The following is a 13,061-nucleotide window of genomic DNA, read 5'->3' on the forward strand; positions in this document are numbered from 1 at the left end:
CTGCTTGTCCTGCCTGCTTGTCCTGCGGGACGGCCGGACGCTCCCGCTCACCTACCAATTTGGCAGCAACTCCGACGATACCCGCGCCGGGTACCTTTTCTGCGATCTCTCGGACGTCGATCCAGCCGCTCTCTTCTACAGGCTCCGCGTGGTCTGCGACGACGGCACAGATCTCGTCGTTGCAGTCGCGCATTCCAGCGACCGCTACCTTGCTGTCATCGGGCGGGTGTCTGCCACGCGATCCGCCATAGAAAAAGGGAGCCGGCGGCTGGGGGCTAGACCGACTCCCTTCGATTGCCATCTTGGCAGAAGAACCATCCCCACCTCGCAGCTGACCGCGCCAGTGGTGTACTGCCAACGATCAGTTCGCCCGCTCGGTTCCGAGTTTCCGGTAAAAAATTTCAGATCAGGGGCCGTTCGCCTCGAATGACCTCCACATCATGAAAAAGGCCGCGCCAGCCGAAGCCAGCGGGGCCGAAATCATGCGGCGTTGGACTGCCGATAACGGTCGACGGCCCGCCGGGTCAGTTCCTCTTCATCTCCCGCGACGGCCACCAGCGCTGCCACGATGTAAGCCAGTCTGGTGCGTTCTCGCTCTTCAAACGCAGGGGGAATGCTCGATCTGATTTCGTTCCACGCAACCTCCAGCGCCGCGCAAGCCCGAGCGAGATCGGTGGGGTCACTCAGCGACGAAAAGGGCATGTCTCCCTCCCTCCAAAAAGGACACTTGCGAAGGATAAATTTAGAAGGGCTCGCCACGATATCAACATTATTTGTCGGACCGGAACTCAGCGCAGCTTCCGCGATCTATCGCCTCGGCGCCACGCCGAGGGACGCCTCCTATACGAGCCTGCCGAAGCGGGAGCGAGCGGCCATCCTGCTCTCGTTGCGAAATCGTCTCGGCGTCGTTCCTGCCATTCGGCGGAATGCGCGTGCGAAGTGAGCGGGGTCGCTGTATCCGGCAGCAAATGCCACCTCGATTATTTTGGCGTCGGTCGTGCCGAGAAGCTCAATTGCCTTTTCAAAGCGCGCCGCTTCGACCAGTTGTGAGTAGGTGAGACCGGCAGCGGCAAGCTTGCGTTGGAGGCTTCTGATACTGAGCCCTGCTGTCTTCGCAATCTCGCTGATTACCGGGACTCGTTCGTCCATGTATGATGTCAGTGTCGATCTAAGAAAGCCGATTATTTCGGCGCCAATAGAACTGGCATTGCCCTCGGAAATTTCCCACTGAACATGCGGCAGGAAACAGTTTGAAGTAATTTTGCTCATATTGCTCGCCTCCCCCAAGGCTACAAAATGATGCGCTTCACCTAACATTAAAATCAATGAATATTGCAGCACAATGAATTCTGGGAAGCACGGGAAATCTCGCGCGTCCAGTAGCTGGCATGAGTTCGCTTGAAACGAGAAAAGCCGCGGCCTGCTCGCCCCCAGCCGTGATGGCGTGGATCGCGTCTACACCGAAGCCGACCGGGCGCGCATCGGCGAGATCCCATGCGCAAGCTCGGCTTCACCGTCCGGGAGATCAAGACCGGACGCTTCCCGCGCGAGAAGTTCGCCGAACAGCTCGCCATCGCCCGCAAGCAGCGTCAGGAGATCGACGGCGTCATCGCCGAGCTTGAGCGGAGGGCGGCGGCATGACCAGGCTCCATCTCGACATCGACGGCGTGCGCTTGAAGCTGCGTCGCGTTCCCGATCTTCAGGGCAAGTTCGCCCGAATGATCTGGATGATCGTTCCGCCCTTGTGCGCTCCTTTTTCGAGAAGGCGAGCGGCGGCAGCGGCAATCTCCCAACGATGTGATCGAAAACGGTCGAGGCAGTCCTCGTCTGTTTCGATAGCCTCAGCGGCGAGATCGCTCAGTGTCGTATATCCGACCTGGCAGATCGCCCTTTCGCCTCCATCGACCATGCAGAAGCGAACGCTTTGTCTCGCGCGCTCGCAATCAGGCGCGGTGTGCTCATCGAGAATGAAAGCCATGGCTGTTTGCCCCGTGAATTTGAGGGCTCGGGATCTGGAAACGGCAAGCGCTGGCGGCAGGACGCCGACGCACAACGCCCTGAATGTTCAATGCCAGACGAACATCACGGTTCCATTGCGCAACAGCATCGATCGGGATGGCCGCCATGGCTGACCGCTTCACCGCCCGCCAGAAGTAGCAGGCCCTCGCACGCGAACTCGGATTCCGCCGCCGCGTCTATGCGACCCGCATCGCCGAAGGCCGGATGAAGCAGGAGGTTGCTTTGTTTCAAATCGGAATCGTCGAGGAAATGGAAGCCGAGTATCGCCAGCGCGCCGACGCTGAGGACCATGCCGGGAGGTTGCTGTGATGCCTGCCCTCCAAATGAAGGACAACATGATCCCGGTTTTGCCGCATGCTCCGCTCGCCCGATGGGTAGCGTTGGCGGGTGCGCGGGCTGCCGACGTTCGTGCTCCCAGGCCCCGAGCATCGGCAGCCGATTCCGATCGAATTTACATCTATCGCTGGGATCGCTGCAGCCGAAAGGGCCAACGCTGCCATGTGTTTGCACGCGGGACCATGAACTCCGTAGGCGTCGAATTCGAAGATCACCGGCACCGGTGGCTTCCTTGCTCTACCGCCGGCCATGAGCGAGTCGCTGTCCCGGCTGCGAGTGATCGGGCCCGTAGGCCAGACGGTCACCGATGGTTGATAGCTCGGACCAACTGCCAGTGAATGTAGCACTGGAGGAAGTTGATGCGGATCCTCCCAGAAACCCGCCGATCGCATGCAGCGGAACCTATCGAAACGCCCGAGCAATTTCGCGGTGCGCTGGAGCGCTTGCGATGCATCGATATCGCCGCTGAAGATGAGGACGTGAGCGAGCCGAGCTGGAGCTCAGCCTCTGTCGCTATCTCGCAAGCTGCGAGCACCGCGTTCGCTAGCTCGTCGCGGCTGCGGCTCCAGTTTCACGACGTGAAATCGGCCGCCGATCGGATTACGCCAAGGGCTGGAGGCCCGCGGACCCGGCCTTCGTACCTCGCGCGAACTGATCGATTCCATAGGGAGCCAATTCTCGCTCCATTCGTTTGCGACTGCTTTCTCGTCTCGCCCAGGAACATCTCGCAAAGGAAGGGAAGATTATTTCGAGTCAAAATCTGACATATGTTATTGATATGACAATCAAAAGCTAATAATATCAATCTTTCTTCGGGGGTTACCTTTGACCGTTCGGCCCAAAATGTTTGTGGCTATAGAAGGACTTCGAGGCATCCTTGCCTGGTCGGTCGTATTTTCTCACCTCGCCTACATCTCGGCGTTCAACGGCAATGGCGTGAGCTCGCTTCTTCGAGCCGTCGGTCTTCCATCCGTGCTGGTCTTCATTATCATAAGTGGGTTTGTCATAACCCATGTCGTTCTGGAGAAGCAGGAGGGCTATGCCCCCTATATTATTCGAAGGTTTGCTCGAATTTTTCCACTGTTTGCGGTGACATGCTTTTTCGGTTTCTTCACAAGTGAGTTGCTTGCGTCGGCCCTCAGCGCACCGGGTTTTGGCGATCCAGAGTTCGCAAGAGTAGTGAACGAGGTCGCATCGAGCGATCGAGCTCATCTGCCGATGCATGTATTCTCTCATCTTTTCATGATGCATGGCGCCATTTCAAATAACATCCTTAGCTATTCCGAATACGCCTTCAACATGCCGGCTTGGAGCATATCGCTTGAATGGCAATTTTATCTGGTCGCGCCATTGATCCTATTCGTGCTGCGTGACAAGCGGCAATGGGTTATTCCGATGGCGATTGCTGTTGCGGCTTCAGAAGTGGCGGTACGAAAATTTGGCCTCTCAACCGTCCAGCCCGGTGCCTTGCCCCTTGCGGCTTCCTATTTTGCAATCGGCATCCTAAGTCGCCTGATCTATTCGGAGAAGCTCTGCAATCCGCAAGGACTGTTATTCGCTACCGCGCTGGCCATCGTGTTGTTGCCGTTTGAGCCATTGCGTCCCGTTTTGGTTTGGATGGTCGTGTTTTTTGGCCTCTCCAACACAGCAGTTCACCACAAGACAGCGTTGGATGAACTCTATGCGGTTACTCTCAAGAGTCCGGCTGCGCTATATTTTGGACAACGATCATATTCAATTTACCTTTGTCACTATCCGGTCATCTCGGGCGTCGCGTGGGTGCTCTTTCGGTTGTCTGTGCCCTCGAACATGCTCGTTCTGACGATCGTCAGCATCCCCCTCATCATTGTGACCGCCGATCTGGCGTACCGGTGGATCGAGAAGCCGGGCATTGCAGCGGGCAGGATACTCGCCGCAGCAATCCAGAGAAGGCAATCGATGGGGCCGTCAGAAGCAGACGGGCTGGCAGGACGAACTGCGCAGCAGGGAGAGGCCGAGATGGCAGAGAACGATTATTCCCGCGGCCCGCAGGATCACTCAGTTATCAACCTCTCCAGGGACCACGAAGTTAGGTATTGGGCCGACAAATTTGGCGTGTCGCAGGCTGCACTTGAAGACGCGGTGCGGAAGGTCGGTTCTTCGGCTCCCGCCGTCGAACAGGAGCTTTGGAACGCCCGCTAGACAATGTCTGGTTGAGCGTTACCGCGCCGGGAATGGTCTCGGGCGCGGCGGGAATCCTCTCCGCTCTCGCTCTTGATGATCGACCTTGACCATTTGAAGCAGCTCAACGATGAGCATGACCACCAGGAAGGAGATCGGTGCCTTCGGGCGGTGGCGGAAATCATTGCCGCCCATGGCTTGCGGCCAGGCGACCTGGCATATGGCGGAGAGGAATTCGCACTCTTGTTGCCAAATGCTGACGCGAACGGATGCGAGCAGCTTGGCACGAGGATTGCGGAAGCGATCCGTGCCTTGGAGTTCAGCCAGGACGGCGCACCGTCGTCTTGGCGGATTACGACCCGCGTGGGCGCAGCAACCTCCTGGCCGGATCGCGGTTCCGTCACGAAGCTTTCCACGCTCGTAGAGGCGGCCAAAACCGAGCCCTGTATTCACCGAAGAACGGCGGGCGCGACCGTGTGGTCGTAGCTGGGCAAGTGATATCCTGGCGGCGCGCCCAAGGGACATACCCCGAGAGATTGGCGGCCAAAGGTTGAGCCGGTCCGGCATCGGTTCCCGATTCCTCATGATCGTCCGCTGAGGGCGAAAACCGTCAGGGCCTCGCCCTTCACGCTCCGACCAAGAAGCGCCCCGCCGAGGAGCTCTGCGCATCGAACTCAGGCGGCCTTCCGGATGTCCCTAAGAGTATGGACGAAAATATCGTCCATCGTTGCGATGTCCTGTGAAAACCAACCCATGCGACTCTCCCATTGGCAAGATGATCCCCCAGCGCTTGGTAGTGCGAGAAGGCCAGCCCCAGGTATGAGGGCTGGCCGACCTTGGTCAGATGACCGTGGAACGGTAGGGAGCCCCGGTTTCGTCGAACCGATTCCAGCCGGCCGCCCGGTATTCGGCTAAGCGGGCGTCCCGGTCGATCGGCGTCGCCCCATCAAGGATGGCCTCGACCGCCGGAACCTGGTCGTCGGCAACGCGAACCGACACCACGGTCCCGCCCCGCCGCACCGTCTCGGCGTAGTAATTGGCATCCTCTTCACTGTGCCCTGCGCTGGTCAGCGCTCCGACGATACCTCCCGCGACGCCCCCGGCCGCAGCGCCGGCGGCCGTGGACGCAAGCCAACCCGCGGCAACCACTGGGCCGATCCCGGGAATGGCAAGCAGCCCAATCCCTGCGAGCAGACCGGCCGCTCCGCCAAGCGCCGCGCCGATGCCCGCACCTTCACCGGCATGACTGTCATCGGCCTTGGCGTGCCGACCGACCACGCTGATGTCGGCGGAACTCACTCCGCCGGCTTCGAGGGCTTCGACAACCGACCGGGCCGTCTCGTAGTTCTCATAGGAGCGAGTGAGTGTCTGTGTCATGGGATTCTCCCGATTACTGGCGGGTGATGTTTCCGCGATAGTCGACGGTAACGTTGACTTTGGCGCGCCCATGGGTGGCGCTGCCCTTCCAAACGCCGTCCGCGTCCTTTGTCAGCGGACCGACCTGCGAGTAGCCGTTGGCCTCCAGCCGACTCTTGGCCTGACCCTCGGTGAAGCTGTTCGCGCCGGGCAGCGGAGCATTCTTGTCCGCATCCCCCTTCGGTGCTGGCACCGGTGAAGTGGTGGCGGTCTGCGCGAGCGCGGTAAAAGACGTCGCCGCCGCGATCAGCGACACGATCAAGATCTTCTTCATGTCTGGACACCTCGCTATTCGTGGAATGGACCACGGAACGGTTTTCGAACGAGGTGAGCGGCAATTCTGTTCCGTACCAACGCGGCGAAGTATGGTGCTCTCTCGGGTCCGAACGGTCGACTGAACGTGCAGCTCGTTCGCGACGGCGAGACGGCGACGCTCCACTGGACGGAACGCGGCGGGCCACCGATTGCCGAAATTCCCGCGCATGCGGGCTTTGGCAGCAAACTTGAAAACGCGACGCTGACTGGGCTCGGAGCGACCATTACGCGGAGATGGGCTCCCGAAGGTCTATCGCTTTCGCTCGATCTCCGGATGCCCGGCCGAGATTTCCCGGCGCTGGAATCGAGCGAGTCCTCGGATCTTATGCCACAAGCATTGTTCGGAGCCATCTGTGACGTTCCGGCGATGCGAGCACCGGCCGCTGCCACGTAGGCTGCCCGGTTCGATTCGAACGCTGAACAGGCGGGTAAGGAACACGGAAACCAATCTCAAGTTGCTAAGCCAATCGGAGGAGCGCGCCATGGCAAAGCAACCGGAATCCCTTGCTACCTTTTCGGCGTCTGCGAAGAATGAAGGAAGGAAGCCCACAGAGATCGGACTGACTGCAACGCCCGATACGATGCCGATCTCGGTTGATCCGGGAAAAAAGGTCGACGCCGCGACCAAGGTGTTGAGGGAGGGTGTGCTGCACAAGGACCAGGGCGCCGAGGAGGCGATTCGCGAATTACCGGATAGAACGCGCGATACAGACGAGGCTCACGAGATCTAGACCTAGAATCCATGTTGGACTCGATCCGAGAGCCAACCCGGCAAATCTCGCATCTGAGAACCGGATTCAGCCATGCGCCGTCTGCGAATACCGACCTTACCAACAGACCAGGCCATCGCCTCTGTCGTTGCCAGCCACGCAACCCCAAAACTTGAGCGACCGCTGCGTGCGGCAACTCTCCTGGCGGACGAGCGCTTTCTTTGCTTCGCAGCCGTGTGCTTTTGGCTGACGACCGACCCTGGCACGCGCGACCGAAAGGCTGCCAACCACATCGTGCGCACAACATTCGTGGCCACCATATTGCCGCACGCCTTGAAGAAGTGCTTCGCGCAGGAACGCCCAGATCGGATAGAGGTCAGGGGCCGCAGGCACGGCGTGCCGAAGTCGGGAGATGCATACGCCGCGTTCCCCTCCGGTCATGCCGTTCACATGGCGGCTCTGGCGAGCGCGGTGAGCAGGACATTTCCGAGGTTTACGGCGATCGCGTGGATGGCGGCGACGGCGATCTCATTCACGCGGGTGGCGTTGCTGGCGCACTGGACCAGCGATGTTTTGGCAGGGGGCGCGCTCGGGCTCGCGGTGGAGTCGATCCTGAACGCAATGCCTCGCGACGAGGGTTGATAGATGTCCCTTGTCGAGAAAACCAAAACGGCGCTCGATGAATCTCGCATGCTGATGCTCGGAGCCCAAATCCTGTTGGGTTTCCAGTTTCAGGCGCCATTTCAGAATGCCTTCGTTTCCCTCTCCCCGCAAGAAAAGCAAATCGAGCTCGTCGTGCTGGGGCTTACGATGGCTGTCGTCGCCCTTCCGATAATGCCGAGTTCGTATCATCGGATCGTCCTGTTCGGCGAGGCTAGCGGCGAAATCCTGGTGATGATCGACCGGATTATGCTGGCGACGTTGGCTGGCTTTGCCGTCGCCATGGCGCTGGATGTCGGCATAGTCGGCACGCGGATTGCCGGAGCGGCAGTGGGCGTCGTGTCCGGTCTCGTTGGCTTGGCCGTGTGCGGGGCGCTTTGGCTTGGACCTTGGCTGGTTCGAAGAAAGGAAAGGAACATGCCTACTCCCGATCAGAAGACACCGATGGCCGCGAAAATCGACTATGTCTTGACCGAGGCCCGCGTCATCCTTCCCGGAGCACAAGCCCTTCTCGGCTTTCAGTTTGCGATCGTTCTGACGCAATCGTTCGCCGAGATGGATCAGCGGTTGAAGCTCGTTCACGGAGCCGCATTGGCGCTCATCGTCATTGCCACCGCTCTTTTGGTATCCCCCGCCGCATTCCATCGCATCGCCTACGCCGGGCACGATGACCCAGCGTTTCAGCGGATGGCGAGCAGGCTCATCCTCCTGGCAACCGCGTTTCTGGCATTCGGCATTTCGGGCGACACATATGTCGTCGCCTACAAAATCACCGGCCAGCACAAGCATTCCCTTGTCATGGCGACAGCCAGCCTGGCCGTGCTTATCGGCCTTTGGCAATTGTGGCCTTGGCTGAAGCTAGCTGCGAAGCGTAGTTGAATTACGAGGCGCCTCTGGGAACAGCGCGCGGTCGTTTTTCCCTAAAGCGCCTCTGTCCGATCGGCTAGGGCGACCGCCGCCGGCTCGACGCCAACCATGCCGAGCGTGGCCTGATGAGGCAGGCGTAGGATGCCTCAGGAGCCCCGGGCACGGAGAACGCTCCTCAAGGCGGGAACCCGCGAAAGCCCCTTCGGTTTAGGGAGTTTCAACCGACCAAGGGAGGCTCTCATGGCAACCGAACCGAAGAAGCTCGACGACCTGTTTCTCGATACGCTCAAGGACATCTACTACGCCGAAAAGCAGATTCTGAAGGCGTTGCCCAAGATGGCGCGCGCCGCGAATTCGCCGGAGGTCAAGAAGGCGTTCGAAACCCATCGCGACGAAACCGAAACCCATGTCGAGCGGCTCACCGAGGTCTTCGAGATTCTCGGCAAGGCCCCGCGGGGCAAGACCTGCGACGCCATCCTCGGCATTATCGAGGAGGGCAAGAGCATCATCGAGGATTTCGAGGGCAGCCCGGCAATCGATGCGGGCTTGGTCGCCGCCGCGCAGGCGGTTGAGCACTACGAGATCGCTCGTTACGGCACGCTGAAGACCTGGGCCGGGGAACTCGGTCTGACGAATGCTGTCGGGCTGCTCAACCAGACGCTCACCGAAGAAACCAAGACAGACCAACTCCTGTCCAAGATCGGAATCGGCTCGGCGAATAAGAAGGCCGCCTGATCTCGGCGTCACGCCCATTCGCCTCCCGGATAACCGAACGAGCTTAAGCGGTCGCTCGTTTCCGGGAGGCGTTCGGAGAACGATATGTCGGCAACGTTTGTGATCCGTAGAGCGGGTCCTGAGTGGTCGCTGAGCGACGGCGTCACCGAGGCGCACCACGTTCATCCCTCAAAGGAAGTAATCAAGGGCGCGGTGAACCGGTGGCAGTACGGCGAGGAGCCAAGGATGCGCATTACAACGCAGCAGGAATACGCGGAAGCGGCCGCGGAAATACATCGTCTGGCCGATGTAAAAGAGGGCACTCCGCAGGCCACTGAGTTGGCCGAACTGGTCGCCGCCGTCCAGGAGTGGGAAGCACCGGCTTCACCACTCGCACAGGGCGATGTTTCGACTCCGGGGAGCTTTCAGATCCCGCAAAGGCCGGGTCGGGCCGGAGACGAGCGTCGCCCGGGTCCCAATCCGCGGTCGACGAATCCCACCGGTCCGCTTGCTCCCTTCGAGCAGGGCAATCCCGATGGATTAGCGGCGGAGAAGCATCAGGAAGCTTCCGCGAACGAAACTCGCTCTCTTCGCGATTGATTAGCTTATTTAAGGGAGGCGGGCGATGGCTGCCCACGGCTTGGTGCATGGAGCTCTCGGGGAGAACTGCATCCATCTCTGCGTCGACATGCAGCGGCTCTTTGGCCCCGGCTATCCTTGGGCCTTTCCGTGGCTGGAAAAGGTCTTGCCACCGATCGAGGCAATAGCTGGATCTCATCCGGATCGTACGCTGTTCACGCGCTTCATCCCCGTCGAGCGCCCCGGGCAGGGCCGCGGAACTTGGCGGCGCTATTACGAACGATGGTCGGAAGTAACGCTTGAAAGTGTCGGTCCTGACGCCGTTCGACTTCACCCGGCGCTCGAGCGCTATACTCCACCTGCCATCGTTCTCGACAAATGGGTTTATTCGCCCTGGACCGAGGGAATCCTGCATCAATTCGTCTGCGCCAAGCGCGTGGACACGGCTATCATCACCGGCGGCGAGACCGATGTTTGCGTCCTGGCGACCGTCCTGGGCGCCGTCGATCGAGGGCTTCGCGTCGTCCTCGTGACCGACGCACTCTGTAGCTCTGCGGATTCCACCCACGACGCACTGATGGAACTCTACCTCAACCGCTTCAGCGAGCAGATCGAAGCCTCAAGCGCCGCGGAGGTCTTAGCTAATTGGCGGTGAGATCGGCTCAGCGCGGAAGCGGATCCGCGATCGGTCGACCCCGATCGCGCAGCATCAACGCGATCGTCGCCCGGTACTCTGACCACGTCGCAAGCCGTCGCGAACATCCCCCGCAGCAGACGTCGCTGTTCGGTTTGAGATCCGCGGGAACACGCACGCTTGCCGCTCCGCAAGCGTCAGATTCGAAACCCTCCTGACGCATGCTGAAAGTCCAAGGATCACCCACCCGCCCGAACAGCCGAGGACCAGCGCGCAACGGTGCGGCAGCGGCGCAGACCAGAGAGACCATCTGAAAGCAACTGACTCGGAAGGGTTGCAGCTTCATCGGCGCGCGTACAATTCCCGTGACGAGGCCCAACGCACTCGACATCCAGCCAAACAGCCGGGAGTTAGCCCCCAATAAGACGCTCCAGAGATCGCAAGTTGGGAACGCGTGCGGGCAAAAGCGCCGCTTTCCGACTTCCATGCGAACGGCATCGTGGGGAACCAAGACTGGGGCGTTCCGATTAGAGGGGTGACCTCCTCAGGAAACTGCCCATGCCTATGTACCGCTTCATCACGAATAACGGTGGATCGCACTTCGTCGATTTGGATTTTCCGGACGACAAGGCGGCTCGGCAGGAAGCTCGGGCGGCGTTCGCTGAAGCTGCCCATGATGCGCTCACCGAGACTGACAATTGCGAAATGACCATGTTGGTCCAGGCGGGTGATCGCACCATCTATCGCGGCCGAATTTCATTCGAATCCGGAGACGTCACATTTTCGGATGTGCCCTGTACCTGATCCGGACCGTTTCTCCGTAAGCGCCCATTCGAACATAATCCATCCGAGAACGTTGCACGCAGACACTGCGGAGGTCTGCGATGAACGCGCAACGCGAGAGAAGCCGTTCGGTTTGGATGGATGTCGAGGTAGCGCCGACGGCGGAACCTCTTCGGTCGAACCACACCGCTGATGCAGCCATCGTCGGCTCCGGGATCGCGGGCCTGTCGAGTGCCTATGAACTCGCGGCGCGTGGGTTGTCGGTCGTCGTCCTCGATCGCGGCGAAATCGCGGGCGGAATGACTTCGCGAACGACCGCTCATCTCGCCCCCATCTGCGACGATTCCCTGAGCGAGCTGTTGTCAATGCGCGGACAGGGCCTGGCGAAGGGATTTCAAGCGAGCCAGAGCGCCGCCGTCGATCGAAACGAGGCCCTCCAAGGCGAACTCGGGGTCGACTGCGAGTTCAGGCGGCTTGCCGGAATTCTCTTCCTCGATCCTGAAAGTGTGGAGAGCGTCCTCGACGACGAGATTTCAGCGGCGAAGGACATCGGCGTCACCGTCGAGCGCGGCAAAGGCCTGCCCTTGCGGACGCTCGAGGACCGTCCCTACCTGCGCTATTCGGATCAGGCGACCTTCTATCCGCTGAAGTATCTCCGCGGCGTCGTCGAGGCGCTGGCCCAGAAAGGCGCACGCCTGCACCCGAACTCCCCAGTCATCGAGGTGAAGGAGGAGAAGGATCGCGTGGAGCTCAAGCTGGAGTCCGGCCACACGGTGACGGCCGGGCATGCCGTGATCGCGACGAAATTCCCCGATCCACGATCTCGTCGCCCTGCACACCAAGCAGGCGCCCTATCGGACCTACGCCATGGGATTCGAGATCGAGGCGGGAAAGCTCGACGACGCCCTTTATTGGGACACTGAGGAACCCTATCACTACGTTCGTCTGACGCCCGGCAGGGACGGCAAGGACATCGTGATTGTGGGTGGAGAGGACCATAAGACGGGTGGGGCCGACGACGCCAACGCGCGTTTCGCCGCCCTCACCTCCTGGGCCAAGACCCTTATTCCGGATCTCGGTTCGGAGCGCTATCGCTGGTCGGGGCAGGTCATGGACACGCTCGACTATTGCGGCTTCATCGGGCGCCAGCTTGCTCATCCCCGACCTGATCCTCGGCCGGGAAAATGAATTCGCTGCGGTCTACGACCCTGGTCGGCGACGACCTGTGTCAGCGAGAACATCACGGCGGTAAAGAACTTCGCGAATATCTCGCGCCTGGAGAGTTGTCCTCGGTCGATCCAGCCCGGCCAAGGTGCGATCGTGAGGCGCGGCCTGAGCAAGATAGCCGCCTATCGGACCGAGAAGGGGGCCGTCATCGAGAAGTCGGCGTGTACGCACCTTGGCTGTCACCTCCATTGGAACTCGTTCGAGGAATGTTGGGACTGCCCCTGCCACGGATCGCATTTCGCGCCCGACGGCAGCGTCCTGAACGCGCCGGCGATCGGACCTCTCGCGGTTGTCGAGGCCTCGTCATGATTCATCATGTCTGTCTTGGAACGAACCACGTCGCCCGGAGCCGGAGGTTTTACGACGCCGTCCTACTCAAGGAATCGGAGGACTCCTCGGATTATGGCGTGTCCATCGTCCTCTTCAGCTTGGAGACGCCCGTGAACGGGAAACCCGCTTCTGCTCGAAACGGTGTCCACATCGCATTCGATGCAGGCGGCCGAATCTAGAGCGTTTCCGCTGATCGTTGAATCGATTGTGAAGTGACGAGCGTGTTCTGGGCTGATTCAAGCTCCTCGAAGAGGAGTTGGATGATGGCCCGAGCTCTGAGCGACGATCTTCGCGTGCGTGTTCTGAAGGCC

The 13,061-nt window shown here is 60.3% G+C and carries 16 protein-coding genes and 2 pseudogenes; 11 read left to right on the forward strand and 7 right to left on the reverse strand.

All coding sequences use genetic code 11. The features are described 5' to 3' along the window. The 3 genes from AC1DDA_RS27080 to AC1DDA_RS27090 all read right to left on the reverse strand — a co-directional run. Window positions 1-193 (reverse strand): hypothetical protein (locus tag AC1DDA_RS27080; protein WP_476798066.1); only part of this gene is annotated, 193 nt, incomplete at its 3' end. Between the two features lie 287 nt (window positions 194-480). Next, window positions 481-702: a hypothetical protein gene (locus AC1DDA_RS27085; protein ID WP_441514554.1), complete on the reverse strand. Its 222-nt coding sequence runs from the start codon at window positions 700-702 to the stop codon at window positions 481-483. 138 nt (window positions 703-840) lie between these two features. Beyond that, complete coding sequence (locus AC1DDA_RS27090; protein WP_476798067.1) at window positions 841-1,341, reverse strand: helix-turn-helix domain-containing protein; 501 nt, start codon at window positions 1,339-1,341, stop codon at window positions 841-843. A 153-nt stretch (window positions 1,342-1,494) separates the two neighbouring features. On the opposite strand from AC1DDA_RS27090, the gene AC1DDA_RS27095 reads away from it, so the two are divergent. After that, complete coding sequence (locus tag AC1DDA_RS27095; protein ID WP_441514555.1) at window positions 1,495-1,641, forward strand: hypothetical protein; 147 nt, start codon at window positions 1,495-1,497, stop codon at window positions 1,639-1,641. 58 nt (window positions 1,642-1,699) lie between these two features. On the opposite strand, the gene AC1DDA_RS27100 is transcribed toward AC1DDA_RS27095, so the two are convergent. Together AC1DDA_RS27100 and AC1DDA_RS27105 are read right to left on the reverse strand one after the other, a co-directional pair. Further along, complete coding sequence (locus AC1DDA_RS27100; RefSeq protein WP_476781347.1) at window positions 1,700-1,978, reverse strand: DUF1488 family protein; 279 nt, start codon at window positions 1,976-1,978, stop codon at window positions 1,700-1,702. A gap of 104 nt (window positions 1,979-2,082) precedes the next feature. Continuing rightward, the gene (locus AC1DDA_RS27105; protein WP_476798068.1) at window positions 2,083-2,310 is read right to left on the reverse strand and encodes a hypothetical protein; all 228 of its coding nucleotides are present in this window, start codon (window positions 2,308-2,310) and stop codon (window positions 2,083-2,085) included. An 870-nt stretch (window positions 2,311-3,180) separates the two neighbouring features. Between AC1DDA_RS27105 and AC1DDA_RS27110 the strand changes: the two genes are divergently transcribed. Further along, a complete protein-coding gene (locus AC1DDA_RS27110; protein ID WP_476798069.1) occupies window positions 3,181-4,536 on the forward strand; it encodes an acyltransferase family protein in 1,356 nt (451 codons plus the stop codon). 36 nt (window positions 4,537-4,572) lie between these two features. After that, window positions 4,573-5,001: pseudogene (locus AC1DDA_RS27115) on the forward strand (GGDEF domain-containing protein); the annotation flags it as partial. 354 nt (window positions 5,002-5,355) lie between these two features. Here AC1DDA_RS27115 and AC1DDA_RS27120 read toward each other — a convergent pair. Next, window positions 5,356-5,892, reverse strand: a complete 537-nt coding sequence (locus AC1DDA_RS27120; protein ID WP_476798070.1) for a hypothetical protein — start codon at window positions 5,890-5,892, stop codon at window positions 5,356-5,358. Window positions 5,893-5,905: 13 nt separating this feature from the next. Continuing rightward, entirely contained in the window at window positions 5,906-6,205 is a 300-nt protein-coding gene (locus AC1DDA_RS27125; protein WP_476798071.1) for a PepSY domain-containing protein, read from the reverse strand. 523 nt (window positions 6,206-6,728) lie between these two features. Here AC1DDA_RS27125 and AC1DDA_RS27130 point away from each other — a divergent pair. From AC1DDA_RS27130 to AC1DDA_RS27165, 8 genes and pseudogenes are all read left to right on the forward strand, one after another. Beyond that, on the forward strand, window positions 6,729-6,977 hold the full coding sequence (locus AC1DDA_RS27130; RefSeq protein ID WP_476780920.1) for a hypothetical protein: 249 nt from the start codon (window positions 6,729-6,731) through the stop codon (window positions 6,975-6,977). 72 nt (window positions 6,978-7,049) lie between these two features. Continuing rightward, a complete protein-coding gene (locus AC1DDA_RS27135) occupies window positions 7,050-7,598 on the forward strand; it encodes a phosphatase PAP2 family protein (RefSeq protein ID WP_441514461.1) in 549 nt (182 codons plus the stop codon). Window positions 7,599-7,601: 3 nt separating this feature from the next. Further along, complete coding sequence (locus tag AC1DDA_RS27140) at window positions 7,602-8,495, forward strand: DUF6328 family protein (RefSeq protein WP_476798072.1); 894 nt, start codon at window positions 7,602-7,604, stop codon at window positions 8,493-8,495. Window positions 8,496-8,723: 228 nt separating this feature from the next. Further along, the gene (locus tag AC1DDA_RS27145) at window positions 8,724-9,218 is read left to right on the forward strand and encodes a YciE/YciF ferroxidase family protein (protein WP_441514463.1); all 495 of its coding nucleotides are present in this window, start codon (window positions 8,724-8,726) and stop codon (window positions 9,216-9,218) included. Window positions 9,219-9,302: 84 nt separating this feature from the next. After that, window positions 9,303-9,797 (forward strand): hypothetical protein, encoded by a 495-nt coding sequence (locus AC1DDA_RS27150; RefSeq protein WP_476780922.1) that lies wholly within the window; start codon window positions 9,303-9,305, stop codon window positions 9,795-9,797. Window positions 9,798-9,822: 25 nt separating this feature from the next. Then, the gene (locus tag AC1DDA_RS27155) at window positions 9,823-10,431 is read left to right on the forward strand and encodes a cysteine hydrolase family protein (protein WP_476798073.1); all 609 of its coding nucleotides are present in this window, start codon (window positions 9,823-9,825) and stop codon (window positions 10,429-10,431) included. A 537-nt stretch (window positions 10,432-10,968) separates the two neighbouring features. Beyond that, window positions 10,969-11,214, forward strand: a complete 246-nt coding sequence (locus AC1DDA_RS27160; protein ID WP_441514466.1) for a DUF6894 family protein — start codon at window positions 10,969-10,971, stop codon at window positions 11,212-11,214. Between the two features lie 80 nt (window positions 11,215-11,294). Next, a pseudogene (locus AC1DDA_RS27165) lies at window positions 11,295-12,729 on the forward strand (FAD-dependent oxidoreductase). Window positions 12,730-13,061: the final 332 nt, after the last annotated feature.

It is taken from the genome of Allobosea sp. 10N428 (assembly GCF_056394545.1).

Bases quoted from the DNA above. Each gene is read 5' to 3' on its own strand.
- AC1DDA_RS27085 (WP_441514554.1), bottom strand. From the start codon at position 702: ATGCCCTTTTCGTCGCTGAGTGACCCCACCGATCTCGCTCGGGCTTGC.
- AC1DDA_RS27095 (WP_441514555.1), top strand. From the start codon at position 1,495: ATGCGCAAGCTCGGCTTCACCGTCCGGGAGATCAAGACCGGACGCTTC.
- AC1DDA_RS27100 (WP_476781347.1), bottom strand. From the start codon at position 1,978: ATGGCTTTCATTCTCGATGAGCACACCGCGCCTGATTGCGAGCGCGCG.
- AC1DDA_RS27105 (WP_476798068.1), bottom strand. From the start codon at position 2,310: ATGGTCCTCAGCGTCGGCGCGCTGGCGATACTCGGCTTCCATTTCCTC.
- AC1DDA_RS27120 (WP_476798070.1), bottom strand. From the start codon at position 5,892: ATGACACAGACACTCACTCGCTCCTATGAGAACTACGAGACGGCCCGG.
- AC1DDA_RS27125 (WP_476798071.1), bottom strand. From the start codon at position 6,205: ATGAAGAAGATCTTGATCGTGTCGCTGATCGCGGCGGCGACGTCTTTT.
- AC1DDA_RS27130 (WP_476780920.1), top strand. From the start codon at position 6,729: ATGGCAAAGCAACCGGAATCCCTTGCTACCTTTTCGGCGTCTGCGAAG.
- AC1DDA_RS27135 (WP_441514461.1), top strand. From the start codon at position 7,050: ATGCGCCGTCTGCGAATACCGACCTTACCAACAGACCAGGCCATCGCC.
- AC1DDA_RS27140 (WP_476798072.1), top strand. From the start codon at position 7,602: ATGTCCCTTGTCGAGAAAACCAAAACGGCGCTCGATGAATCTCGCATG.
- AC1DDA_RS27145 (WP_441514463.1), top strand. From the start codon at position 8,724: ATGGCAACCGAACCGAAGAAGCTCGACGACCTGTTTCTCGATACGCTC.
- AC1DDA_RS27150 (WP_476780922.1), top strand. From the start codon at position 9,303: ATGTCGGCAACGTTTGTGATCCGTAGAGCGGGTCCTGAGTGGTCGCTG.
- AC1DDA_RS27155 (WP_476798073.1), top strand. From the start codon at position 9,823: ATGGCTGCCCACGGCTTGGTGCATGGAGCTCTCGGGGAGAACTGCATC.
- AC1DDA_RS27160 (WP_441514466.1), top strand. From the start codon at position 10,969: ATGCCTATGTACCGCTTCATCACGAATAACGGTGGATCGCACTTCGTC.